The sequence below is a fragment of the Acidovorax sp. FG48 genome (assembly GCF_057809085.1).
This window is the reverse complement of sequence record NZ_JBMDJH010000017.1, coordinates 1-23,761: the sequence shown is the minus strand read 5'-3', so window position 1 is coordinate 23,761 and position 23,761 is coordinate 1. Positions and strand designations below refer to the sequence as shown.

Sequence of the window (23,761 nt, the reverse complement as noted above, 5' to 3'; positions counted from 1 at the left end):
CTAACAAAACTCTTCTGGCGTCTTTGCTGTGTCTTGTCGTACTGCTCGTACTGCCTGCAACACAGCGCCTAGCCAGAACCGCTTCGCTGAGTTTTGTTAGCCGCTCTTAGTACCCTTGGAGCCTCCCCATGTCCAACCCTTTCTCCCCCGCCCAGCTCTGGGCCCTGGCCGACCAGTTTGGTACCCCGCTGTGGGTGTATGACGCGGCGACCATCCGCCAGCGCATTGCGCAGGTGTCCAACTTCGAGACCATCCGTTTTGCGCAAAAGGCTTGCTCCAACATCCACATCCTGAAGCTCATGCGCGAGCAGGGCGTGAAGGTGGATGCCGTGTCGCGCGGCGAGATCCTGCGTGCGCTGGCAGCGGGTTATGTGGCGGGCGGAGAGCCGTCGGAGATCGTCTTCACCGCCGACCTGTTCGATGCCGCCACGCTGGACTGTGTGGTCGAGCACGGCGTGCCCGTCAACGCGGGTTCCATCGACATGCTGCACCAGCTGGGCGCGCGCTCGCCGGGCCACGCGGTGTGGCTGCGCATCAATCCCGGCTTTGGCCACGGCCACAGCAACAAGACCAACACGGGTGGAGAGCACAGCAAGCACGGCATCTGGCACACCGACCTGCCTGCTGCACTGGATGCGATCCAGCAGCACGGCCTGAAGCTGGTGGGCCTGCACATGCACATCGGCTCGGGCGTGGATTACAGCCACCTGCAGGAAGTGTGCGGTGCCATGGTCAACCTGGTGCGCACGGCGCATGCGGCGGGGCACGACCTGCATGCCATCTCGGCCGGTGGTGGCCTGTCCATCCCCTATCGCAGCGGCGACCCGGTGGTGGACACGCAGCATTACCACGGCCTGTGGGACGCCGCGCGCCAGCAGGCCGAGGCCATCGTGGGCCACAAGCTCGGCCTGGAGATCGAGCCCGGCCGCTTCCTGGTGGCCGAATCGGGCGTGCTGCTGGGCCAGGTGCGCGCCACCAAGAACGCGGGCAACAACCACTTTGTGCTGGTTGATACCGGCTTCAACGAACTCATGCGCCCATCCATGTACGGCAGCTACCACGCCATGAGCGTGCTGCGCCGTGATGGTTCCACCGCAGCCGAGCAGCCCACGGTGGTGGCGGGCCCGCTGTGCGAGTCGGGCGACGTGTTCACCCAGGGTGACGGCGGCGTGGTGCTGCCGCGCGACCTGCCCGCCGCGCAGGTGGGTGACTTGCTGGTGATTCACGACACGGGCGCGTACGGCGCCAGCATGTCCTCCAACTACAACACGCGCCCGTTGATTGCCGAAGTACTGGTGGACGGCGGCCAGGCCCGCCTGATCCGCCGCCGCCAGACGGTGGACGAGCTGCTGGCGCTGGAGTTGGGGCTGTAAGCCAGGCCGCAGCGCTGCTCAGGGGCGCCGCGGGCCGAGCCGGCAAGAGGTGCGGGTAGGTGAGGGCCTACGGGTTTGGGGTGCAAAGCCGGACAAGCACCAGCCGGGGTGAGAAATACAGTGAAACCACCTGAACTTCTCACCCATTCAAGGAGATCCCCATGCCTCTCATTGCCTGGCTACTTGGCGTCCCGCTGTCGGTTGTGCTGCTGCTGATGCTGTTTGGGGTGTTTTGAATCCACCCCCGGCGCGCATGGCATCAGCGCCACCAAAACGAAAGGCCCCTGTGGATTCCGCAGGGGCCTTTTGTTTTTGCCGGGCACTATGGGGTCACATCAGCTCGGAGGCAGGCCCGCGCCCCATCAGGGTGACGACCGCATCTGCCGGGGTGAGCTGGCCATCGAGCAGCGCCACCACCGCGCGGGTGATGGGCATGTCCACCCCCAGCTGGGCCGCCCGCTGCGCCACGGTACGGGCGCTGTAAACGCCCTCGGCCACATGGCCCAGCGACTCGACGGCCTGCGGCAGGGTTTTGCCCTCGGCCAGCAGCATGCCCACGCGCCGGTTGCGCGACAGGTCGCCCGTGGCGGTCAGCACCAGGTCCCCCAGGCCCGACAGGCCCATGAAGGTGTCGGGCCGCGCTCCCAGCGCCAGGCCCAGCCGTGTCATCTCGGCCAGGCCGCGCGTGATGAGCGCGGCGCGGGCGTTCAGCCCCAGCGCCAGCCCGTCGCACAGGCCGGTGGCAATGGCCAGCACGTTCTTCACCGCGCCACCCACCTCCACGCCCACGATGTCTTCGTTGGCATACACGCGCACGCTGGGGCTGTGGAAGGCGCTGACCAGCGCATCACGCAACTGCGCATGGGGGCTGGCAGCCACCAGGGCGGTGGGCTGGCCCAGCGCCACTTCTTGCGCAAAGCTGGGGCCGCTGAATACGCCTGCTATTAAATCAGGAGCTATCTGCGCTTGTATCTCGTGCGCCAGCAGCCCAAAAGATGCTGAGGCGCCCCCCGCAGGCACGGCTTCAAAACCCTTGCACAGCCAGGCCACGGGCGCAGCGCATCCGTGCAGGGCCTGCAGCATGCCGCGCAAAGCGGCCATGGGTGTGGCCACGATGACGAGGTCGGCGCCGGTCCATAGCGCAGCAAAGTCGCCATGGGCCAGCGTGAGGGAGGGGGGGAGGGTGATGCCGGGCAGGTAACGCGCGTTGTGCCGCTGCGTCTGCATCTGGGCTGCCTGGGCGGTATCACGCGCCCACAAGGTGACGGCATGGCCTGAAGGGTGCAGGGCGGCACTCATGGCCACCGCCGTCCCCCAGGCTCCAGCGCCCAATACTATGATTTTCATAGCTGTATGCGCTTATTCATCCAGCACTACAGGCAAAAATGCCTGCAAATGCTTACTGCGTGATGATGGGCGAGGCTTGGCCTGCGGCCTGGGCTTGCTGCTGCTCGTACATGGCCTGGAAGTTGATTTCGGCCAGGTGCACGGGCGGGAAGCCAGCGCGGTTGATCAGGTCGGCCACGTTGCCGCGCAGGTAGGGGTACACGATCTGGGGGCAGGCGATGCCCATGATGGGGCCCATCTGGTCCTGGGGCACATTGCGGATTTCGAAGATGCCGGCTTGCTTGGCTTCGACCAGGAACACGGTCTTGTCCTTGATCTTGGTCTGCACGGTGGCCGTGACGGCCACTTCAAAGATGCCTTCGGCCACGGGGGTGGCTTCCACGCCGAGCTGGATGTCCACGCTGGGCTGCTCTTGTTCGAGCAGGATGGCGGGGGAGTTGGGTTGCTCCAGCGACATGTCCTTGAGGTAGACGCGCTGGATCTGGAACACGGGGTTTTCTTGGTCGGCCATGGTGAAGTCTCTTTGCTCTTACGAAATTGCTAGCAAAACAAAACCCGCCGGGGAGCAGCTCCCGCAGCGGGCACATGGGGCTGCATTATGCAGCGCCCGCAGAGGCGGTCAGGCGCCGAGCAGGGGCATCAGCTCGCCACGGCTGTCCAGTGCCACCAGGTCGTCGTGGCCGCCCACGTGGGTGTCGCCGATGTAGATCTGCGGCACCGTGCGGCGGCCGGTGATTTCCATCATGTGGCTGCGCGCGGCGGGGTCGGTGTCGATACGGATCTCCTCGATCTGCTCCACACCCTTGGACTTGAGGATCTGCTTGGCCCGGATGCAATAGGGGCAGACGGCGGTGGTGTACATCTTCACGGGTTGCATGGCGAACCTTCCTCTTTCTTCCTGTGGGACTGAAAAACCAGTCGCAAGACTAGCGCTGACCGAATAACTGGGGGCGGATCAGGCTTTTTCCACAGGCAGGCTGGCTTCGCGCCAGGCCTTCATGCCGCCGGCCAGTGCCTGGGCGTTGTCGTAGCCCAGCTTTTTGGCAATGCCGACAGCGCGGTTGGCGCGGGCACCGCTGGCACAGACCAGCACCACGGGCAGGGCCTTGTTCTTGACCACAGTGGGCAGGCGCTCTTCCAGTTGGGAGACGGGCACGTTCTTGGCGCCGGTGACGTGGCCGGCCGCGAATTCCTCGGCTTCGCACACGTCGATGACCACCGCTTTTTCGCGGTTGATGAGCTGCACGGCGCGTGCGGGTGTCAGCGAGCCGCCACTGGCGTTCTGCAGGACCGGCCACAGCAGCATGCTGCCCGAAGCCAGTGCAACGAGGAACAGATACCAGTTATCAATAATGAATTTCACGAAGCTTCCTTGGGTTGGCGAACCGCGTAATTCTAGAATGCCGGGTTTGGTCTGCTTTTTCTTTAGCCCGTATTTCCTGGGGAAACCATGTACAAGCTCGTTTTGATCCGCCACGGCGAATCCACCTGGAACCTTGAAAACCGCTTCACCGGCTGGACCGATGTGGATCTCACGCCCACCGGCGTCTCCCAGGCCATGTCGGCCGGCAAGCTGCTCAAGGCTGAGGGCTACGAGTTCGACCTGGCTTTCACCAGCGTGCTCAAGCGCGCCATCCACACCCTGTGGTACGCCCTGGACGAGATGGACTGCACCTGGCTGCCCGTGGTCAAGGACTGGCGCCTGAACGAGCGCCACTATGGCGCGCTGCAGGGCCTCAACAAGGCCGACATGGCAAAGAAGTACGGCGACGAACAGGTGCTGGTGTGGCGCCGCAGCTATGACACGCCGCCGCCCGCACTGGAAGCCACCGACCCCCGCAGCGAGCGCGGCGACCGCCGCTACGCCGGTGTGGCTGCCGAGAACGTGCCCTTGACCGAGTGTCTCAAAGACACCGTGGCCCGCGTGCTGCCGTTCTGGAACGAGGCCATGGCGCCCGCCATCCGTTCGGGCAAGCGGGTGGTGGTGGCTGCGCACGGCAACTCCATCCGCGCGCTGGTGAAGTACCTGGACAACATCTCCGAGACCGACATCGTGGGCCTGAACATTCCCAACGGGATTCCACTGGTATACGAACTGGACGCCGACCTCAAGCCCATCCGTCACTACTATTTGGGCGATGCCGAAGCTGCGGCCAAGGCTGCAGCAGCCGTGGCATCGCAGGGCAAAGCGTAAATCGCAGGTAAAGAGCGGGGAAAACCCCGCTTATCCCCGCCAAAGTGAGCGTGCATGCGGAACTGCGGCGGGTTTGGCCCTTCCAAGGTGTATATTGGTTTCGAAGCGGTAAAAGGTGTTGTATGGGCCACAAACTCAAGATTGCAGGATGGGTATCGGTAGGTGTGGTGGCGGGTGCGCTCACCACGGTGTCACTGCAAACGGTGGCGCGCGGCGCCATGACACCGCTACCACTTGAGGAAATCCAGCAACTCTCCGCCGTGTTTGGTCTGGTCAAGACCGATTACGTCGAGCCGGTGGATGACAAGAAGCTCATCACCGACGCCATCTCCGGCATGGTGTCCAGCCTGGACCCTCACTCCCAGTATTTCGACAAGAAGTCTTTCAAGGAATTCCGCGAGGGCACGTCCGGCCGCTTTGTGGGCGTGGGCATCGAGATCACGCAGGAAGACGGACTGATCAAGATCGTGTCGCCCATCGAAGGCTCTCCTGCCTTCCGTGCTGGTCTCAAGACCAACGACCTGATCACCAAGATCGACGAGACCGCCGTCAAGGGCTTGGCGCTCAATGACGCCGTCAAGCGTATGCGCGGCGAGCCCAGCACCAAGGTCACGCTCACCATCTTCCGCAAGGACGAGAACCGCACGTTCCCTGTCACCATCACCCGGGAAGAGATCAAGACCCAGTCCGTCAAGGGCAAGGTGATCGAGCCGGGCTACGCCTGGATCCGCCTGTCTCAATTCCAGGAACGCACGGTGGACGACTTTGTGCGCAAGGTGGAAGAGGTTTACAAGCAGGAGCCCAACCTCAAGGGCCTGGTGCTGGACTTGCGCAACGACCCGGGCGGCCTGCTGGATGCCGCCGTGGCAATCTCTGCGGCCTTCCTGCCCGAGAACGTGACCGTGGTGACCACCAACGGCCAGCTGGCCGACAGCAAGGCCACCTACAAGGCCGCGCCCGACTACTACCAGCGCCGGGGCGGCGGTGATCCGCTCAAGCGCCTGCCAGCGTCCCTCAAGTCGGTGCCTCTGGTGGTGTTGGTCAATGAAGGCTCTGCCTCCGCCAGCGAAATCGTGGCGGGCGCATTGCAGGACCACAAGCGCGCCACCATCATGGGCAGCCAGACTTTTGGCAAGGGCTCGGTGCAGACCGTGCGGCCTTTGGGCCCTGACACCGGCATCAAGCTGACCACTGCCCGTTACTACACCCCCAGCGGCAAGTCGATCCAGGCCAAGGGCATCGTGCCCGACGTGATGATTGACGAGTCGGAAGAGGGCAATATCTTCGCCGCCCTGCGCATGCGCGAGGCGGACCTGGACAAGCACCTGAATAGCGGCCAGGGTGAAGAGAAGAAGGACGAGGCCCGCGAGAAAGCCCGCGAGGAAGCCCGCAAGCGCATGGAAGAAGAGGCCAAGAAGCCTGCGGCCGACCGCAGGGTGCCCGAGTTTGGCTCCGACAAGGACTTCCAGCTGGTGCAGGCCCTCAATCAGCTCAAGGGCCGCCCTGTGCTGGTCAGCAAGACGCTGACAGAGCGCAAGGAAGAAAAGAAAGAGAATTGAGCCTTTCGCGCTCCGACCCCGGGCTGGATTTCGCGAGGAATCCAGCCTTTTTCATGTCTGCCTGTTTCACCGTTGATTTTTTGGCCACTGCCGGCCAGCCTTCCCATGACCGATGACCAGCTCCTGCGCTATTCCCGCCACATCCTGCTCGACGAGGTCGGCATCGAAGGGCAGGAGCGGGTGCTGGCGGCCCATGCGCTCGTCATCGGCGCTGGCGGATTGGGGTCGCCCGCTGCGCTGTATTTGGCATCCGCTGGTGTGGGGCGCATTACCCTCGTTGATGACGATGTGGTGGACCTGACCAACCTGCAGCGCCAGATCGCGCACACCACAGCCCGTGTGGGCACTCCCAAGGTCCAGTCGGCGGCGCAGGCCATGGCCGACATCAACCCGGAGGTGCAGGTCACTGCGCTGCAGGCCCGGGTGGATGCTGCGGCTTTGGACAGCCTGGTGCGCGATGCCACCGTGGTGCTCGACTGCAGCGACAACTACGCGACCCGCCAGGCGGTCAATGCGGCGTGTGTGCGCCATCACAAGCCTTTGGTGGCAGGGGCTGTGATCCAGTTTGACGGGCAGATCACGGTGGTGGACCCGCGCGATGCGCAGTCGCCTTGTTATGCCTGCATCTTCCCGCCCGACGCGGAGTTCGAAGAAGTCCGCTGCTCCACGATGGGGGTGTTTGCACCGCTGGTGGGTGTGGTGGGCGCGATGCAGGCGGCCGAAGCGCTCAAGCTTATCGCGGGGGTGGGGCAGTCGCTGGCGGGTCGGCTGCTCATGCTGGATGGCCGGGCCATGGAGTGGAACACCATGCGGGTGCAGCGCCATGCCGACTGTCCGGTATGTGTTGCGCGGTAGGACTCTTCCTACATGGCCAGCGTGCTGTGGCTGGCAGAATCCGGCGGACAGAAGCCTTAAATTCAAGGCTAGGACAGGGTGATCTGCGCTGTCCGTACAGATGGACCCGCCCGTGAAACTGCGCACCTACATTGTTGAAGACAACGCCACCATCCGAGAGAACCTGATCGGGACTCTGGAGGAGTTGGCGTCTGTGGAAGCAGTGGGCGTGGCAGAAACGGAAGACGAGGGCACGAACTGGTTGTCCACCCACCCCGAGGAATGGGACTTGGCCATCGTCGATCTGTTCTTGCGGCAAGGCAGCGGGCTGGGTGTGTTGGCGGCTTGCCGTACGCGTCGGCCGGGGCAAAAGATGGTCGTGCTCAGCAACTACGCCACGCCCGATGTGCGCATGCGCTGTGCGCAACTGGGCGTGGATGCGGTGTTCGACAAGTCCAACGAGATCGATGCCCTGGTGGACTATTGCGTGCAACACAGCAGCCTGTCGCACACCATGGGCGCAACCAGCAGCGGCGGAGCGCCAGCTGCCTCATCAGGCGCGGCGCAGTGACACCACCCGCCGCCGCGTGCGTAGGTGCATGCGGTGGTCGCGGTGTTTGCTTTTCTTCCCTTTTTTGGAGTGCGGCAGGTGACCTTGCCCGAGCCCTGCGAGGCAGCAGGGCGCAGGCAGGCGAGGCGATGTCAGTCGATCAGGCGATTCTTGAGCGCGTAGTAGGTCAGGTCGCTGTTGGACGACAGGCTCATTTTTTCCATCAGGCGTGTGCGGTAGGTGCTCACCGTCTTCACGCTCAGCGACAGCGACTTGGCAATGTCCCCCGCCGTCTCTCCCTTGGCCAGCTTGAGAAACACCTGGAACTCGCGCTCCGACAGCTGCTCATGCGGCGGCGCGTCGTCCTTGCGGTTGAGTTGCTGCGCAAGCAGCTCGGCAACGGCAGGCGTCAGGTAACGGCGGCCCAGCGCGATGGTGCGGATGGCTTCCACAATTTCCGACGGCTCGCACTCCTTGTTCAGGTAGCCGCTCGCGCCCTGGCGGATCAGGTTGATCGCATAGTGTTCTTCGGGGTACCCGCTCAGAATCAGGATGCCCATGTCAGGCGCCTTGGCGCGCAGCATAGCCAAGGCATCCAGCCCGCTTTGCCCGGGCATCGACAGGTCCATCAGCAGTACATCGATTTCCTTGTTGCGCACCAGGTCGATGGCCTCGCGGCCGTTGGCGGCTTCGCCCTCGACCCGAAGGTCCACATGCTCGGACAGGAACTGCTTGAGCCCGGAACGAACAATCGCATGGTCATCCACAATGCCGATCTTGATCATTGATGCTTCTTTCGAGGCGGCAGCCACAGACTGCCGGTGTGTGTTGAAGTCCAGATGCCCCATCGTGTCATGGCACGGCAGGGGCGTCAAAACGGTAGTCGGTCATTATCCAGAATAAGCGTATGAATCTCCAAGAAAACACCCGGCGTTGGTTACCAAAAGTCCGACAGATGGCCTTGAGCCTGCCCATGGCGCTGCTGGCGGCCATGGTGCTGGTGGGCATCAATGAAACGGGGCACATGCGTTCGCAAGATGCGGTGGAACAACTGGCCCAGGGGCTCACCACACGGTCTGATGTGAACAAGCTGCTGCAGAGCATGCTGGACGCAGAAACTGGTCAGCGCGGCTATCTGCTCACGGGCAACGAAACCTACCTGGAGCCCTACGACAAGGCCGTAGCCACCGTGCAGACCAATCTCGACAGCCTGCGTATGCAGTTCATGGCCTCGCCGGAAGACATGCAGGAGTTTGCGCTGTTGTCGCGGCAGATATCGCGCAAGCTGGCCGAGATGGAACTGAGCCTGCGCCTGCGCCGCCAGGGCAACGAAGACGCGTGGAAGTTCATCCTCAACACCGATGTGGGCAAGGAGCACATGGAGGCGATCCGGCAGCACGCGCAAGAGCTGATTGCCCGCAGCGACCAGCGCCTGCAACAGGGGCGCGAGCAGATCGAGCAGTCGCTGATGCTGTCGCGCATCGGCATTGCCACGGTCACTGCCATTGGCCTGCTGGCGTTCTACATGTACCTGCGCCAGACGCAGGCGGTTCAGACCGTCAACCTGCGCGAGCAAGAGGTGCTGGAGCGTGAGCGCGACCGCCTGGAAGGACTGGTGCGCGACCGCACGGCCACGCTGTCCGAATTGGCCAACCACTTGCAGGAGGTGCGCGAAGAAGAACGGGGCCATCTGGCGCGGGAACTGCACGACGAGCTGGGCGCGCTGCTGACGGCTGCCAAGCTGGATGTGGCGCGCCTCAAATCCAAGATCGATGCCACTGCGCCCGACATTGCCGAGCGCCTCAAGCACCTCACCGAAACACTCAACAGCGGCATTGCGCTCAAGCGTCGCATCATCGAAGACCTGCGACCGTCGTCGCTGTCGAACCTGGGGCTCACCGCCGCACTGGAGATACTGACACGCGAATACGCCGAGCGCGCAGGCATTGAGGTTGAGACCAGTCTGGAGGCCGTTCAACTGCCCGACGCAGCGCAGCTCACGGTGTACCGCATGGTGCAGGAGGCGCTGACCAACATCGGCAAGTACGCCAAGGCCAGCAAGGTGCTGGTGTCGGTGCACGGCTACCCCACGCATGTGTCGGTGCAGGTGCGCGACGATGGTGTGGGTTTCGACCCGGGCACCGTGCGCCCCACTTCGCACGGCTTGGCTGGCATGCGCCACCGGGTCGAGGCTGCGGGCGGGCGTCTCACGCTCACTTCGCGGCCTGGCAATGGCACCTTGTTGTCGGCCGTGCTGCCGCTGCCGCGCACCTCGTCGGAGCCGCGCCGCAACGCCGCTGCGCACGACGCCTGAAGCGCAGACCGGCGGCTTTTCCCTTCCCTCTTCTTTTCCCTCTCGCCGCGGTGCACGGCGAACTGGTGACAGCCATCACGGGCACGGGGCGCTGCGCCTGGGCGGCAGCACCGCCCTGCGCGGCGTAGCCGTCGGCGCATGCCCGTGCGTGCCGTCCTACACCACCCCCACTGCGCCGCCGACACGGGGGCGCGCCGCACACCGGCATTCAGGGCTGCGGGCGATACCTACAGTTGACCCCAGGCGCTGAGGTTTTGGCGCCACCCGATCTGCCGGCAAGCCGGCCACCCATAAGGAGATGGAAATGTTGCACTACGCAGTTGTTTTTCTGGTGATCGCGCTGATTGCAGCCCTCTTCGGTTTTGGCGGTATTGCTGCCGGCGCCGTGGGCATCGCAAAGATTCTGTTCTTTGTGTTCGTGATCATGGCCGTGGTCACCTTCGTGCTGGGTCTGCTCAAAAAGGGGTAAGCCTGGCCTGACGGCCCGGCCTTTGCCCCACCCCCTCGCGCATTCCCCTTTTGCATATCCCAAGGAGTTTTCTGATGAGCCTTCAGACCGCAACCGACAAAGTGACGACCGGCGTTCGCAACCTCACCGATGACGTGCTGCAAAGCGCCCAAGAGGCTGTGCAGACCACCCGTGCTGCCGCAGACCAGTCGCTCGACAAGGCCGAAGCCAGCGTGCGTGCCTTGCGCCGCCAGGCCGACCCCGCCATTGACGACCTGGCCGCCCGTGCCCAGGACCTGGCCGCCCGCAGCATTGACTATTGCGCCGAGACCAGCGCGCGTGCACGCCGCCAGATGCAGCAGGCGGCCGAAGCCACCAGCAAGTACGTGGCCGAGCAGCCCGGCAAGTCGCTGGTGATTGCCGCCGCATCGGGTGCCCTGCTGGCCACCGTGGCGATGTGGATGTCGCGCCGCCGCGATGCATACTGAGCGTTGAAGGTGGGTGGTGCTGGCGTTTGTCCGCCGGTGCGCTGCCAGCGATGATCTTTTTGGCCCCTTTCCCACAGTCCGCCGGTCGCGGAGGGTGCAACAGACCGGTGGATTGAATATGTCCCAGCACCCGCGTTCCCAACCATTCTTGAACAAGGAAAACACCATGAAATACGCACGTGCCCTCGCTTTCGCCGCAGTCGCTGGCATCACCATCGTTACGGCCACGGGCTGCTCGGTGGCTCGCGAACAGCAGACTGTGGGTTCTTATGTGGATGACGCCGGCATCACCGCTGCCGTGAAGGCCAAGATGGCCGAAGACAAGAACGTGTCCGCCACCTCCATCAGCGTGGAAACGCTGAACGGCACGGTGCAGCTGTCGGGCTTTGCCAAGTCGCAGACCGAAAAGAACCAGGCTGAAAACATTGCCCGCAACACCAAGCATGTGCGCGAAGTGCGCAACAGCATCGTTGTGCGTCCCTGACCGTAAGGGGCTTGTGCCTAATGCGTGGGCTTAGTGCCCTGCGCAATGGCGCACCCCCTGAAGCAGGCTCCAGGCATGTCCCGGGGCCTGTTTTTTTTCATGGGGCCACCCCCTGTTGCTGTATGGGGTGGAGCCTGCACTGTTCATTCACCTTGCTCCGGGCCACGGGGTATAAGCTCCACACCATGCGCGTATTCAATTGCGACCATTGCGGTCATCTGGTGTTTTTTGACAGCGTGCAATGTCTGCATTGCGGCAGCGCGCTGGCGTTTTTGCCCGATGCGCTGACCATCGCCGCGCTGACCCCTGCGCCGCAGGACGGTGCCGACCTGTGGCGCCGCCGGGGCAGGCAGGGCGATGCCCATTCCAGCGGGCGCCTGTATCGCATGTGCCGCAACCACACGGACCACCAAGCCTGCAACTTTGCGATACCCGTCCACGATTTCACCGAGCTGTGTGTGTCGTGCCGCCAGACCCGCGTGATGCCCGACCTGTCCGAGCCTGCGAACATGGGGCGTTGGATGCAGATCGAAGCCGCCAAGCGGCGGCTGTTCTACAGCCTGGCCCGCCTGGGGCTGGAGCCTGCGCCCGGCGGCACGAGCCCGGTGTTTGAGTTTTTGGCCGAGGTGCCGGGCGGCCCGCCCGTGCTGACGGGCCACAAGAACGGTACCATCACCCTCAACGTGGCCGAGGCCGATGACGATGAGCGTGCGCGCCGCCGCATCGCGCTGGGTGAGCCCTACCGTACGCTGATTGGCCACCTGCGCCATGAGTCCGGCCACTTCTACTGGGACCAGTTGGTGCGCGATGGTGGGCGGCTGGATGACTTTCGCCAGATGTTTGGTGACGAGCGCCAGGACTATGCAGCGGCCCTGGAGGCGCACTATGCCAAGGGCAATGACGGTAACGACTGGGCCGACCACCATGTGAGCGCCTACGCCGCCGCCCACCCCTGGGAAGACTGGGCCGAAACCTGGGCGCACTACCTGCACATGATCGACCTGCTGGAAACCTCGGCCAGTTATGCCACCGAGGTCACGATCCCTGGCATCTACGGCCCACAGCGCAGCAGCGCCATCGACCCCTTTGCCAGTCCGGCGCCTGACTTTCAGTCCATGGTGCAGCACCTGGTGCCGCTGACGCTGCTGCTCAACAGCCTCACACGCAGCCTGGGGCAGCCCGACGCCTACCCGTTTGCGCTGGCGAGCGCGGTGCTGGCCAAGCTGCGCTTTGTGCACGACATGGTGCGCGAGGCCGCCGCACGGCCGGCCCCTGTGGCCTCTCCGGCCCCCGTTCCGCCAGCCCCACCTGCTGCCCATCAAAATATCAAAAAGAATAGCAAATCAGCCAATAAAGACCGGCGCTAGCAGGCGGTTTGGCTGAAATTTGGCGGCCATGCCATCCGCTGGGCATGAAAACGGCCTGGAACTTGCTTGAGGGCTTGCAGGAGATTGGCTCTCATGCAGAAGTTCGACGAGATGGTTACCCGGCTGCCCCTGGCCGGCCTGGACGGTGCGGCAGGCTGGGCGGGCAGCGATGTTCGGCCCCAATATGCGCGGTTTGCGCAATGGCTGGCGCGCCAGAGCGCCGAGTCCATGCAGGCGCGCCGCGCCGAGGCCGAGGTCATCTTCCGGCGCGTGGGCATTACCTTTGCCGTGTACGGCGCCAAGGACGAGGACGGCGCGGGCACCGAGCGGCTTATCCCCTTTGACCTGATCCCGCGCATCATTCCGCAGCAGGAGTGGGCGCACATGCAGCGCGGCCTGGTGCAGCGGGTCACGGCGCTCAACCGCTTCATTCACGACGTGTACCACGGCCAGGACATCCTGCGCGCCGGCATCGTGCCCGCCGAGCAAATCCTGCGCAACGCCCAGTTCCGGCCCGAGATGGTCGGCGTTCATGTGCCGCTCGATATCTACTCCCACATCAGCGGCATCGACATCGTACGTGCGCCGGATGCGTCGGGCGAGGGCGTGTACTACGTGCTGGAAGACAACCTGCGCGTGCCCAGCGGCGTGAGCTACATGCTCGAAGACCGCAAGATGATGATGCGGCTGTTCCCCGAACTGTTCGCACAGCACCAGGTGTCACCGGTGGCGCACTATCCGGACCTGCTGCTGGACACACTGCGCGCCAGCGCCCCGGCAGGCGCAGCGGACCCGACCGTGGTGGTGCTGACGCCCGGCATGTACAACAGCGCCTACTTCGAGCACGCCTTCCTCGCGCAGCAGATGGGCGTGGAACTGGTCGAGGGGCAGGACCTCGTGGTCAAGGACCAGTTTGTGTACATGCGTACCACGCGCGGCCTGCAGCGGGTGGATGTGATCTACCGCCGCGTGGATGACGATTTTCTCGACCCCGATGTCTTCCGCCCCACCTCCACCCTGGGCTGTGCGGGGCTCATGGCCGCCTACCGGGCAGGCAATGTCGCCATCTGCAACGCCGTGGGCACGGGCGTGGCCGACGACAAATCCATCTACCCCTATGTGCCGGACATGATCCGCTTCTACCTGGGGGAGGAGCCCATCCTGCAGAACGTCCCCACCTGGATGTGCCGCAAGCCGAATGACCTGCGGTACGTGCTGGATCACCTGCACGAACTGGTGGTGAAGGAAGTCCATGGCGCGGGCGGCTACGGCATGCTGATTGGCCCTGCAGCCACCCGGGCCGAGATCGACGCTTTCCGCGCCGCAGTCATCGCCAAGCCCGACGGCTACATCGCCCAGCCCACGCTCAGCCTCTCCAGCTGCCCCACCTATGTGGACAACGGCATTGCACCCCGCCACATCGACCTGCGGCCCTTTGTGCTCAGCGGCCAGAAGGTGCAGATGGTGGCGGGCGGCCTCACGCGCGTGGCGCTCAAGGAGGGGTCGCTGGTGGTCAATTCATCACAGGGCGGGGGCACCAAGGACACCTGGGTGCTGGGCGACCAGCCTGCGGCAGCGCAGGCCTCGTCCCTGCCCATGCAAACACAACGCCAAGGCAGGGAATGACCATGCTGAGCCGCACCGCCGATCATTTGTTCTGGATGGCCCGTTACACCGAAAGGGCAGAGAACACCGCACGCATGCTCGACGTCAACTACCAGAGTGCGTTGCTACCCCAATCGACCGAGGTAGCCACCCTCGGCTGGCAGGGCTTGCTGTCCATCAGCGAGCTGCTGCCCGCCTACACCGCCCAGCAAGGCGAGGTGACGCCCGCCAAGGTGCTCGACTTCATGGTCAAGGACCCGTCCAACCCGTCGTCCATCGTGGCCTGCCTGCAGGCTGCACGCGAGAACACGCGGGCCGTGCGCGGTGCGCTCAACACCGAGGCCTGGGAGATCCAGAACCAGACCTGGCTCGAAGTGAACCGCCTGATCGCCAGCGGTGCTCTGGAGCAGGACCCGGCGCGATTCTTCGAATGGGTGAAGTTCCGCTCGCACCTCTCGCGGGGTGTGACGGTGGGCACCATGCTGCAGGACGAGGCGCTGCACTTCATGCGCCTGGGCACCTTTCTGGAGCGGGCCGACAACACGGCGCGGCTGCTGGATGTGAAGTTTCACGCGGTGCAGAGCGACTTCATGGGCGCGGCCACGGCGCAGGACCAAGACTACGACTTCTACCACTGGAGCGCCATCCTGCTCAGCGTGTCGGGCTTCGAGACCTACCGCAAGGTGTACCGCGACGTGATCACGCCCGAACGTGTGGCCGAGCTGCTGATCCTGCGTGCTGACATGCCCCGCTCACTGCACGCTTGCATGAAAGAGGTGCTGGGCAACCTCGACATGCTGGGCAGCGGCCAGTCGGCCGAGACCCAGCGGCACGCGGGGCGGCTGCTGGCGCACCTCAAGTTCGCGCGCATCGATGAGATCCTGACCCATGGCCTGCACGCCTACCTCACCCAGTTCCTGGAGCGGGTGAACGACCTGGGGGCGCGGATCAGCCGGGACTTCCTGGTGCCTGCGGCGGTGTGAGGGGTGCGTCTGACGCAGTCAGTGCAGCGGCCGCAGCAGTAGCGGCCGTGGCTTCGGGCACCGGCTCCACCGTCACCCCCACCTGCAGCACATGGTGGTCGCCGCCGTGGATCACGCCGCGCAGCGGCGACACATCCGAAAAATCGCGGCCGATGGCCAGGGTCACATAGTCCTCGCCCGCCGCGCGGTCGTTGGTGGGGTCCAGGTCAAACCAGGTGTTGTTGTCTGATGCGCCATCACTTTCGTCGGCTGCCGGTGACCACACCGACACCCAGGCGTGCGAGGCATCGGCCCCCGCCAGCCGGGGCTGTCCGGGCGGGGGCTCGGTCAGCAGGTAGCCGCTCACATAGCGGGCTGCCAGGCCCAGGCTGCGCAGGCAGCCAATCATCACGTGGGCAAAGTCCTGGCACACGCCCCGGCGCAGCCGCAGCGATTCGAGCGCGGGCGTGCCTGCGTCGGTGGCATTGGCGGTGTAGGCAAAGTCGGCATGGATGCGCGACATCAGGTGGCTGGCGGCCTGCATCAGCGGTCGGCCGGGCGCAAAGCTCTCGGTGGCATAGGCCACAAAGTCGGCGTGCCGGGGGATATAGGGCGAGGCAAAGCTGAACTCGGTGGCCGCGTGGTAGGGCTGGCCGCGCCGGTAGCTCAGCCGCTCGCGCACGGCCTCCCAGGGCTCGCCGGGCGGTGCTGTGGGTACGGGCAGGGTCTCCAGCAGGCTTTCGGCGCGCACCCGCAGTTGCTCGTGGGTGAAGGGCAGGCTGAAGAATGTGCGGGTGTTGCCAAACACGTCCTGCACCATGTTGCACTGGGTTGGGGCGGGGTCCACCTGCAGGCTGTGGGTCAGCACGCGCTGCACCATGCCGGTGCGCGGGCGCAAATGGGCCATGTGCTGGGCGTTCTGCACCGTGGGGGTGTAGTGGTACACCGTTTCGTGGATGACGCGCAGCTTCATGGTCAAGCTCCTACGCTGTGCCGCAACGCATCGATGGAGTGGGTGAAGTAGCGCGTGGCTAGCACATCCGACAGTCCCAACACGCCCCGCACACAGCGGCCCAGATACTCCTCCAGCGCGGCATGGCGGCCCTCGGCATCCAGCGCGCACAGGGCCGCCAGCGACAGGTCGGATGCCTCAGGGATACCCGTGGCGGCGGATTCGCCGGGCGTGCCCGCAGCCGCTTCGATCTTGGCGATGCGCCCGCGCAGCGTCTGCGCCACCCAGGCCAGCGAGCGGGGGTTGTCGCGGTCGATCACCAGCAGGTCCAGCAGGGCGGGCATGTCGCGCCGCTGCTGGTACTGCGCGTGGAAGGTGATGGTGCTGTCAAACAGCGCCACCATGGCCTCGAAGCCGCCCTCATCGTGCACGGCGCCGGTCTGCAGGCCACTTTCCAGCGCCGAGGCCAGAAAGCCCAGGCGCTCCAGATGGCGGCCAATGGAGAGCAGGCGCCAGCCGTCGTCGCGGGTCATGCGGTCGGTCTGCTGGCCGGTCATGGCGGCGGTGTGGCCGCTCAGCACTTCCAACTGGCGCAGCGCATCCAGCGGCGAATAGTCGCCGTCGTCTTCGGCCCCGGTGCGGGGCGCAAAAAACTCCGCCTCGGCCCGCACGATGAGGTTCCAGTGCTCTTGCGACAGGCGGTCGCGCACGGCCGATGCGGCGCCCAGAATGCCGCGCAGGTTGAAGCCCACGCTGGTCACCTGAGCGGGCTGCGTCAGCCCGGCGATCAGCGAGCGCTCGAACACGCGCCGCGCCTGCCCCGCCGCCGGCACCGTGGGCAGCACCAGCCCCTGGCTCACGCCCATGGCGCTCAGCCAAGCCAGCAGCGGTTGCGAGGTCTGGTCCTCGCCGTTCAGGCATTGCAGCGTGATGCGCGCCAGGCGCGTGACGTTCTCGGTGCGCTCGGTGTAGCGGCCCAGCCAGAACAGGTTTTCTGCCGCGCGGCTGGTCACCTGGCGGCTGCGGTGCACCACGGCGGGCGCGGCCTGGTTGTGGGCCAGCAGCGTGGTGGTGTCCACGGGGCCATCGGTTTGCACCCACACATCGGCGCTGCTGCCGCCGCGCTGCATGGATGTGATGCCGCTGTCGCCTTGGGCCAGGCGGGCCAGCCCGCCCGGCAACACGCGCCAGGAGCCCGGGCCATCACACACTGCAAACACGCGCAGCATCACCGAGCGGGGGGCGATGGGGCTGCTATTCGGCGCGGCATCCTCCGTGTCCTTCGTGCGCCAGGTGGGCATTTGCGACAGCGGCAGGTGGGCCTGCACGGTGTATTCATCGCCCTGCGCTTCGATGCGCGCAGACCACTGCATCAGGTCTTGCGCCGACAGCGCGCCGCCCAACACAGGCACGCGCTGCGCCATGGGCCAGGTGGGGCGGATCACGCTGTGCGCGAGCTGCGGCAGCACCGCCTGCATGGCCGAGCGTTCGCCACACCACCAGGTGGGCAGCGACGGCAGGGCCAGCTCTTCGCCCAGCAGGTGGCGCGACAGCGCGGGCATAAAGCCCAGCAGCGCCGACGATTCGAGGAACGCCGAGCCCGGCGCATTGGCCACCAGCACGTTGCCCGCGCGGATGGCCTGTAGCAAGCCGGGCACGCCCAGGCGCGAGTCGCTGCGCAGCTCCAGCGGGTCTAGAAACTCGTCGTCCAGGCGCTTCAGGATGCCGTGCACCGGCTGCAGGCCGTGCAGGGTCTTGAGGTGCAGGCGCGCGTCGCGCACCGTGAGGTCGTTGCCCTCCACCAGCGTGAGGCCCAGGTAGCGCGCCAGGTAGGCGTGTTCAAAGTAGGTCTCGTTGTACGGGCCGGGCGTGAGCAGCACGATGCGCGCATCGGCCCCCGCAGGGCTCATCTGCCGCAGCCCGTCGAGCAACGCGCGGTAGGTGGCGGCCAGGCGCTGCACATGCATCTGGCTGAACGCCTCGGGAAACAGCCGCGAGATGAGCAGCCGGTTTTCCAGCAAATACCCCAGGCCCGAGGGCGCCTGCGTGCGCTGCGTGACCACCCACCAGTCGCCCTGCGCGTCGCGCGCCATGTCGAACGCCGCGATGTGCAAATGGGTGCCGCCCACGGGCTGCACGCCGTGCATGGCGCGCAGATAGCCCGGGTGGCCCTGCACCAGCGCGCTGGGCAGCAGGCCCGTGCGCAGCAGCTCTTGCGGGCCGTACACGTCGGCCATCACGCGGTCGAGCAGGCGCGCGCGCTGCAACACGCCGCGCTCGATGTGCGCCCAGTCGCCCTGCGAGAGGATCAGCGGGAACAGGTCCACCGACCAGGGCCGCTGCGGGCCGTCGGCGTCGGCATAGACGTTGTAGGTGATGCCGTTGTCGCGCACCTGCCGCTGCAGGCTCTGCATGCGCCGGTCCAGATCCTGAAAACCTTCTGGACCTAATTGATCAAAAAATTGGGCCCAGGCGCTAGTGATATTTGGGTTGGTTGCTATTGATTTAGGAGCTGATGCTGCGGTGGCCGTGCTGGAGTCGTCCGGCACACGGGCACCCCGCAACTCGTCAAAATGCCCGGCCGCCGCAGCAGGCGCCAGCGCAGCCGCCCATTGGGCCGCGCTGTCGGAAGGGTCGGGAGGGGGAAGGCTGTCGTTGAGATGGTTCACTGCGCTCGATTTTCGGGCATTTGGTCTCCGGCACTCTGCGGGTTACCCGCACCCGTCGAAACCGGCGCGACCGATGCCAGGGACGCCGAGCAAGGGCCGTCCCGCAGCGAGGGCGTCGTCCCCCTTCAAGGGGAAGGCGCCGCAGGCGACTCAGGGGGTGGCTTTCCTACGGCCGCATCTTGCGCCGCAGATCCAGCGTGAACGGAAACTCCCGGCTGCCCGGCAGCTCAATCGTCGCAGGCGGCACCGCCAGCCGCCCCGGCGTGTGGCCCATGCGCGAGAAGCGCGCCAGGCGGCGGCTTTCGGCCTCGTAGGCGTTGACCGGGAAGGTGTCGTAGTTGCGCCCACCCGGGTGCGCCACGTGGTACTGGCAGCCGCCCAGCGAGCGGTTCATCCAGGTGTCCACGATGTCGAACGTGAGCGGTGCATGCGCGCCAATGGTCGGGTGCAGGGCAGAGGGCGGGTTCCAGGCCTTGTAGCGCACACCGGCCACAAACTCGCCGGTGGTGCCGGTGCTTTGCAGCGGCAGCGGCTGGCCGTTGACGGTGACCACATGGCGGCTTTCGTTCATGCCCGTCACGCGCACCTCGATGCGCTCCAGCGACGAGTCCACATAGCGCACCGTGCCACCGGCAGAGCCTTCTTCGCCCATGACATGCCAGGGCTCCAGCGCGTTGCGCAGGGTCAGCTCCACGCCCATCGATTTCACCGTGCCGACCATGGGGAAGCGGAACTCGAACTGCGGCGCAAACCAGGCGGGGTCAAACGCGTAGCCTGCGGCGTTCATCTCGGCCACCACATCGTGCATGTCCTGCTGGATGAAGGTGGGCAGCATCCAGCGGTCGTGCAGCTCGGTGCCCCAACGGGCGGCGGGGGCGCGGTAGGGCGCTTTCCAGAAGCGGGCGATCAGGGCGCGCAGCAGCAACTGCTGCACCACGCTCATGTGGGCATGGGGCGGCATCTCAAAGGCGCGCAGCTCCAAGAGGCCCAGGCGGCCGGTGCTGCTGTCGGGCGAGAACATCTTGTCGATGCTGAACTCGCTGCGGTGCGTGTTGCCCGTCACGTCCACCAGGATGTTGCGCAGCGTGCGGTCCACCAGCCAGGGCGGCATGTCCTGGCCATAGATCGCGCGGTTGGCCTCGATCTCGCGCAGGGCGATTTCCAGTTCGTAGAGCTGGTCGTTGCGGGCCTCGTCCACACGCGGCGACTGGCTGGTGGGGCCAATGAACAGGCCGCTGAACAGGTAGCTCAGGCTCGGGTGGTTGTGCCAGTACAGCAGCAGGCTGGCCAGCAGCTCGGGCTTGCGCAAGAACGGCGAGTCGGCCGGGGTGGCGCCGCCCATCACGAAGTGGTTGCCGCCGCCGGTGCCGGTGTGGCGGCCATCGGTCATGAACTTCTCGGCCGACAGGCGGGTCTCCCACGCGGCCTGGTACAGAAACTCGGTGTGCTGCACCAGCTCCTTCCAGTGGCTGGCGGGGTGGATGTTCACCTCGATCACGCCGGGGTCGGGCGTCACGGCCAGCACCTTCAGGCGTGCGTCGCGGGGCGGCGGGTAGCCTTCCAGCACGATCTTCATGCCCAGTTCTTCGGCCGTGGCCTCGATGGCCGCCAGCAGGTCCAGGTAGTCCTCCAGGCGCGCCAGCGGGGGCATGAAGACGTACAAAACGCCGTACTTTTCGCCCACCTTCTCGGCCTTGGGGCCGCTCGCGCGGCGCGGGTCGCGCACTTCCACGCACAGGGCGGTGCGCGACAGGCCTGCGGCCGACTGGAACTTGCCTGGAGGCTGCGTACCCGCATGCGGATCGGGCTGCCCGGCCTGGCGTGCGTTGTCACTACCCGCATTGCCCTGCGTTACGCGCCGGGCCTCGCCCGGGGCGGTGGCGCCCGCCAGGTAGGGCAGATCGCGGTCGCCGGTGACCGGGCCCGCTGGAACGGAATACCGCGCCCGCAGCGTGGTCGCAGCGGGCAGCGGGCCCTGCGATGCCGTCGGGTCTTGCGGGATCAGGTGCTCGGTGTCCGATGCCTTCACCCAGGGCAGGGCGTCCAGCGGCAGGCGGTAGCCCATGGGCGAATCGCCGGGGATGAGCAGCATGCGGTCGTCGCGGAAGAACCAGGGCCCGGTGCTCCACACGCTGCCCGCCAGCGTGCCCGCACCCACACCCGCCTGCAGCGGCAGCACATAGCCCACCACGCTGTCGAGCTTTTGCTCGAACACGCGGCGCAGGCGCGCGCGCTCCAGCTCATCGTCCAGGCGCGCGTCGAACGGGTCCACGTTGATGGGCAGGCGCCGCTCGCGCCACAGGTAGTAGAAGGTGTCTTCGTAGCCCGGCTGTATGTAGCGGTCGGTGATGCCCAGCTTGCGCGTGAGGTGGTGCACAAAGCGCTCGGCGTCGGCGCTGGTGTAGTGCGAGGGATCACGCTCGTCGGCAAACAACGCAGGGTTCTGCCACGCGGGCTGGCCGTCGGCGCGCCAGCAGATCGACAGCGCCCAGCGCGGCAACTGCTCGCCGGGGTACCACTTGCCCTGGCCAAAGTGCAAAAAACCGCCCTGGCCGTATTCGGCGCGCAGCTTGTGCGTGAGTTCGGTGGCAAAGCCGCGCTTGGTGGGGCCCAGGGCATCGGTGTTCCACTCGGGCGCATCGCGGTCGCCCACGGCCACAAAGGTGGGCTCGCCACCCATGGTCAGGCGCACATCGCCCGCCACCAGGTCAGCGTCTACCTGCTCGCCCAGCGCCAGCACGGCCTGCCACTGGTCCTCGGTGTAGGGCTTGGTCACGCGGGGCGATTCGTAAATACGCGTCACGCGCATCTCGTGGCTGAAGTCCACCTCGGCCTTGTCCACGCCGCCTTCAATCGGCGCGGCCCCCGAGGGCTGGGGCGTGCAGGCCAGCGGAATGTGGCCCTCGCCTGCCATCAAGCCGCTGGTGGCATCCAGGCCAATCCAGCCTGCACCTGGCAGGTAGACCTCGCACCATGCGTGCAGGTCGGTGAAGTCGTGGTCGGTGCCGCTGGGGCCGTCCAGCGCCTTCACGTCCGGCGTGAGCTGGATCAGGTAGCCCGACACAAACCGTGCCGCCAGCCCCAGGTGGCGCAGCAGCTGCACCAGCAGCCAGCCCGAGTCGCGGCACGAGCCGCTGGCTTTTTGCAGCGTCTCCTCGGGCGTCTGCACGCCGGGCTCCAGGCGAATCAGGTAGCGAATGTCCTGCGACACCTGCTGGTTCAGCTTGACCAGAAAGTCCACTGTGCGCCGTTTGCTGCGGTCGATCTTGTCCAAGTATGCCTGCACCAGCGGCGTCATCGGCTCGGTGGCCAGGTAGGGCGCCAGCTCCTGCTGCACATCGCTGCTGTACTTGAAGGGGATGTGCTCGGCCTCGGGCTCCAGGAAGAAGTCGAAGGGGTTGTACACCGCCATCTCCACCACCAGGTCCACCGTGACCTTGAACTCGCGCGTCTTCTCGGGGAAGACGAGTCGCGCCTGGTAGTTGGCAAACGGATCCTGCTGCCAGTTGATGAAGTGCTGCGCGGGCTCGACCTTGAGCGAGTACGAAATCACATTGCTGCGGCAATGGGGCGCAGGCCGCAATCGGATGGTCTGCGGCCCGAGGCCGACCAGCCGGTCGTATTGGTAATGCGTGACGTGGTGGAGCGCGGCGTGGATGGGCATATGCAGGCCATGCTAGCAAGTCCCGAGCCATCGCGGGCAACTATTCCGGGGGCGGTGACAAGCGGCCATCGGCTGTTCACAATGTGCGGTCCGTGCCCCGCTGCTGGGGCTGTCTGCATGCTTCTCATCGCGCACCAACTTGGTGATGCCTCTTTTCATCCATGTCCCACTCCCCCCAACTTCTGCTCCTGCCCGGTCTGGCCGCCGATGAACGCATGTGGCGCGGCGTGCTGCCGCTGCTGCCCGCCGCGCTGCGCCCCGAGGTCGCCACCGCCCACCAGGATGTGAACCTGCATCGCATCGAGGACTTTGCCGCACGGCTGCTGGCACAGCACGCGGGGCCGCTGGTGCTGGCCGGTGCGTCGATGGGCGGCATGATCGCCATGGAGGCCGCGCGCCAGGCGCCGCAGCGGGTTGCGGGGCTGGCCTTGCTGGGCACCACCGCGCGACCCGAGACACCCGACATGCGCGCCCTGCGCGAAGGTGCCATCGAACTGTTTGAACAGGGCCGGGTGCGCGAGGTCATCGAGCCCAACGTGGCCCTGGCCTTCCACCCCGTGAACGCCGCCAAGGCGGAGCTGGTGCAGGCCTATCTGGACTTTGTGCTGGACGCGGGCCCCGACCACCTGGTGCGCCAGAACCGTGCCGTGATCCACCGCCCCGATGCGCGGGAGCACCTGCCGCAGGTGAGTTGCCCGGTGCTGGTGGTGTGTGGCGCAGCCGACCAGCTCACGCCGCCCGAATGTTCTGCAGAGATTGCGGCGCTGGTGCCCGGCGCCGAGCACCACCTGCTGCCGGGCAGCGGCCACATGCTGACCATGGAGCAGCCCGAGGTGGTGACCCGCTTGCTGGTGCAGTGGCTGGCCCGCAACGGGTGGATTGACGTGATTTGAAGCGGGCGGTTTAAACAACGAAGTGCACGTTGCCAAAAGGTAGGCCCAGACAAGTAAG

At 65.7% G+C, this 23,761-nt stretch carries 21 protein-coding genes; 13 read left to right on the top strand and 8 right to left on the bottom strand.

The genetic code is table 11. The features are described from left to right. Positions 1–128: 128 nt before the first annotated feature. Positions 129–1,373 (top strand): diaminopimelate decarboxylase, encoded by a 1,245-nt coding sequence (lysA, locus tag ACODSU_RS19590; RefSeq protein ID WP_488844116.1) that lies wholly within the window; start codon positions 129–131, stop codon positions 1,371–1,373. A 330-nt stretch (positions 1,374–1,703) separates the two neighbouring features. Here the strand turns inward: lysA and ACODSU_RS19585 are convergent, their stop codons facing one another. From ACODSU_RS19585 to ACODSU_RS19570, 4 genes are all read right to left on the bottom strand, one after another. Further along, entirely contained in the window at positions 1,704–2,720 is a 1,017-nt protein-coding gene (locus ACODSU_RS19585) for an NAD(P)H-dependent glycerol-3-phosphate dehydrogenase (RefSeq protein WP_488844114.1), read from the bottom strand. Positions 2,721–2,772: 52 nt separating this feature from the next. After that, on the bottom strand, positions 2,773–3,231 hold the full coding sequence (secB, locus tag ACODSU_RS19580; RefSeq protein ID WP_295938023.1) for a protein-export chaperone SecB: 459 nt from the start codon (positions 3,229–3,231) through the stop codon (positions 2,773–2,775). Positions 3,232–3,339: 108 nt separating this feature from the next. Continuing rightward, positions 3,340–3,597: a glutaredoxin 3 gene (gene grxC, locus ACODSU_RS19575; protein WP_015015481.1), complete on the bottom strand. Its 258-nt coding sequence runs from the start codon at positions 3,595–3,597 to the stop codon at positions 3,340–3,342. Between the two features lie 78 nt (positions 3,598–3,675). Then, positions 3,676–4,083, bottom strand: a complete 408-nt coding sequence (locus ACODSU_RS19570; RefSeq protein WP_291443974.1) for a rhodanese-like domain-containing protein — start codon at positions 4,081–4,083, stop codon at positions 3,676–3,678. Between the two features lie 87 nt (positions 4,084–4,170). On the opposite strand from ACODSU_RS19570, the gene gpmA reads away from it, so the two are divergent. The 4 genes from gpmA to ACODSU_RS19550 all read left to right on the top strand — a co-directional run bounded on the left by gpmA (position 4,171) and on the right by ACODSU_RS19550 (position 7,878). After that, positions 4,171–4,914 carry a 2,3-diphosphoglycerate-dependent phosphoglycerate mutase gene (gpmA, locus tag ACODSU_RS19565; RefSeq protein WP_422847563.1) on the top strand — a complete coding sequence of 248 codons (744 nt, stop codon included), beginning with the start codon at positions 4,171–4,173 and terminating at the stop codon, positions 4,912–4,914. 122 nt (positions 4,915–5,036) lie between these two features. Next, on the top strand, positions 5,037–6,473 hold the full coding sequence (locus ACODSU_RS19560; RefSeq protein WP_343733476.1) for a S41 family peptidase: 1,437 nt from the start codon (positions 5,037–5,039) through the stop codon (positions 6,471–6,473). Between the two features lie 105 nt (positions 6,474–6,578). Continuing rightward, on the top strand, positions 6,579–7,328 hold the full coding sequence (locus ACODSU_RS19555; RefSeq protein WP_488844111.1) for a HesA/MoeB/ThiF family protein: 750 nt from the start codon (positions 6,579–6,581) through the stop codon (positions 7,326–7,328). A 112-nt stretch (positions 7,329–7,440) separates the two neighbouring features. Beyond that, complete coding sequence (locus ACODSU_RS19550; protein WP_043566880.1) at positions 7,441–7,878, top strand: response regulator; 438 nt, start codon at positions 7,441–7,443, stop codon at positions 7,876–7,878. Between the two features lie 131 nt (positions 7,879–8,009). Here the strand turns inward: ACODSU_RS19550 and ACODSU_RS19545 are convergent, their stop codons facing one another. Continuing rightward, entirely contained in the window at positions 8,010–8,642 is a 633-nt protein-coding gene (locus ACODSU_RS19545) for a response regulator (protein WP_015015475.1), read from the bottom strand. A 122-nt stretch (positions 8,643–8,764) separates the two neighbouring features. On the opposite strand from ACODSU_RS19545, the gene ACODSU_RS19540 reads away from it, so the two are divergent. The 7 genes from ACODSU_RS19540 to ACODSU_RS19510 all read left to right on the top strand — a co-directional run bounded on the left by ACODSU_RS19540 (position 8,765) and on the right by ACODSU_RS19510 (position 15,546). Further along, complete coding sequence (locus ACODSU_RS19540) at positions 8,765–10,171, top strand: sensor histidine kinase (RefSeq protein ID WP_488844109.1); 1,407 nt, start codon at positions 8,765–8,767, stop codon at positions 10,169–10,171. 304 nt (positions 10,172–10,475) lie between these two features. Beyond that, the gene (locus ACODSU_RS19535; RefSeq protein ID WP_010463174.1) at positions 10,476–10,640 is read left to right on the top strand and encodes a DUF1328 domain-containing protein; all 165 of its coding nucleotides are present in this window, start codon (positions 10,476–10,478) and stop codon (positions 10,638–10,640) included. A 74-nt stretch (positions 10,641–10,714) separates the two neighbouring features. Beyond that, positions 10,715–11,107 (top strand): hypothetical protein, encoded by a 393-nt coding sequence (locus ACODSU_RS19530; protein WP_209818427.1) that lies wholly within the window; start codon positions 10,715–10,717, stop codon positions 11,105–11,107. A gap of 166 nt (positions 11,108–11,273) precedes the next feature. Further along, positions 11,274–11,591, top strand: a complete 318-nt coding sequence (locus tag ACODSU_RS19525; RefSeq protein ID WP_015015472.1) for a BON domain-containing protein — start codon at positions 11,274–11,276, stop codon at positions 11,589–11,591. Positions 11,592–11,776: 185 nt separating this feature from the next. After that, positions 11,777–12,958: a zinc-binding metallopeptidase family protein gene (locus ACODSU_RS19520; protein WP_488844107.1), complete on the top strand. Its 1,182-nt coding sequence runs from the start codon at positions 11,777–11,779 to the stop codon at positions 12,956–12,958. A 93-nt stretch (positions 12,959–13,051) separates the two neighbouring features. Then, positions 13,052–14,584 (top strand): circularly permuted type 2 ATP-grasp protein, encoded by a 1,533-nt coding sequence (locus ACODSU_RS19515; RefSeq protein WP_488844106.1) that lies wholly within the window; start codon positions 13,052–13,054, stop codon positions 14,582–14,584. Positions 14,585–14,586: 2 nt separating this feature from the next. Next, positions 14,587–15,546 (top strand): alpha-E domain-containing protein, encoded by a 960-nt coding sequence (locus ACODSU_RS19510; protein WP_488844104.1) that lies wholly within the window; start codon positions 14,587–14,589, stop codon positions 15,544–15,546. Here ACODSU_RS19510 and ACODSU_RS19505 read toward each other — a convergent pair. The 3 genes from ACODSU_RS19505 to ACODSU_RS19495 form a co-directional block, all read right to left on the bottom strand. Next, a complete protein-coding gene (locus ACODSU_RS19505; RefSeq protein ID WP_488844102.1) occupies positions 15,512–16,498 on the bottom strand; it encodes a transglutaminase family protein in 987 nt (328 codons plus the stop codon). The genes ACODSU_RS19510 and ACODSU_RS19505 overlap by 35 nt on opposite strands. Before the next feature lie 2 nt (positions 16,499–16,500). Continuing rightward, entirely contained in the window at positions 16,501–19,146 is a 2,646-nt protein-coding gene (locus tag ACODSU_RS19500) for a circularly permuted type 2 ATP-grasp protein (RefSeq protein WP_488844100.1), read from the bottom strand. A gap of 166 nt (positions 19,147–19,312) precedes the next feature. After that, on the bottom strand, positions 19,313–22,810 hold the full coding sequence (locus ACODSU_RS19495; RefSeq protein WP_488844098.1) for a transglutaminase family protein: 3,498 nt from the start codon (positions 22,808–22,810) through the stop codon (positions 19,313–19,315). A gap of 161 nt (positions 22,811–22,971) precedes the next feature. On the opposite strand from ACODSU_RS19495, the gene ACODSU_RS19490 reads away from it, so the two are divergent. Beyond that, positions 22,972–23,703: an alpha/beta fold hydrolase gene (locus tag ACODSU_RS19490; protein WP_488844096.1), complete on the top strand. Its 732-nt coding sequence runs from the start codon at positions 22,972–22,974 to the stop codon at positions 23,701–23,703. The last annotated feature ends 58 nt before the right edge of the window (positions 23,704–23,761 follow it).

Coding starts and splice junctions, on each gene's coding strand:
- lysA (WP_488844116.1), top strand. CDS start 129: ATGTCCAACCCTTTCTCCCCCGCCCAGCTCTGGGCCCTGGCCGACCAG.
- ACODSU_RS19585 (WP_488844114.1), bottom strand. CDS start 2,720: ATGAAAATCATAGTATTGGGCGCTGGAGCCTGGGGGACGGCGGTGGCC.
- secB (WP_295938023.1), bottom strand. CDS start 3,231: ATGGCCGACCAAGAAAACCCCGTGTTCCAGATCCAGCGCGTCTACCTC.
- grxC (WP_015015481.1), bottom strand. CDS start 3,597: ATGCAACCCGTGAAGATGTACACCACCGCCGTCTGCCCCTATTGCATC.
- gpmA (WP_422847563.1), top strand. CDS start 4,171: ATGTACAAGCTCGTTTTGATCCGCCACGGCGAATCCACCTGGAACCTT.
- ACODSU_RS19560 (WP_343733476.1), top strand. CDS start 5,037: ATGGGCCACAAACTCAAGATTGCAGGATGGGTATCGGTAGGTGTGGTG.
- ACODSU_RS19555 (WP_488844111.1), top strand. CDS start 6,579: ATGACCGATGACCAGCTCCTGCGCTATTCCCGCCACATCCTGCTCGAC.
- ACODSU_RS19545 (WP_015015475.1), bottom strand. CDS start 8,642: ATGATCAAGATCGGCATTGTGGATGACCATGCGATTGTTCGTTCCGGG.
- ACODSU_RS19540 (WP_488844109.1), top strand. CDS start 8,765: ATGAATCTCCAAGAAAACACCCGGCGTTGGTTACCAAAAGTCCGACAG.
- ACODSU_RS19535 (WP_010463174.1), top strand. CDS start 10,476: ATGTTGCACTACGCAGTTGTTTTTCTGGTGATCGCGCTGATTGCAGCC.
- ACODSU_RS19530 (WP_209818427.1), top strand. CDS start 10,715: ATGAGCCTTCAGACCGCAACCGACAAAGTGACGACCGGCGTTCGCAAC.
- ACODSU_RS19525 (WP_015015472.1), top strand. CDS start 11,274: ATGAAATACGCACGTGCCCTCGCTTTCGCCGCAGTCGCTGGCATCACC.
- ACODSU_RS19520 (WP_488844107.1), top strand. CDS start 11,777: ATGCGCGTATTCAATTGCGACCATTGCGGTCATCTGGTGTTTTTTGAC.
- ACODSU_RS19515 (WP_488844106.1), top strand. CDS start 13,052: ATGCAGAAGTTCGACGAGATGGTTACCCGGCTGCCCCTGGCCGGCCTG.
- ACODSU_RS19510 (WP_488844104.1), top strand. CDS start 14,587: ATGCTGAGCCGCACCGCCGATCATTTGTTCTGGATGGCCCGTTACACC.
- ACODSU_RS19505 (WP_488844102.1), bottom strand. CDS start 16,498: ATGAAGCTGCGCGTCATCCACGAAACGGTGTACCACTACACCCCCACG.
- ACODSU_RS19495 (WP_488844098.1), bottom strand. CDS start 22,810: ATGCCCATCCACGCCGCGCTCCACCACGTCACGCATTACCAATACGAC.
- ACODSU_RS19490 (WP_488844096.1), top strand. CDS start 22,972: ATGTCCCACTCCCCCCAACTTCTGCTCCTGCCCGGTCTGGCCGCCGAT.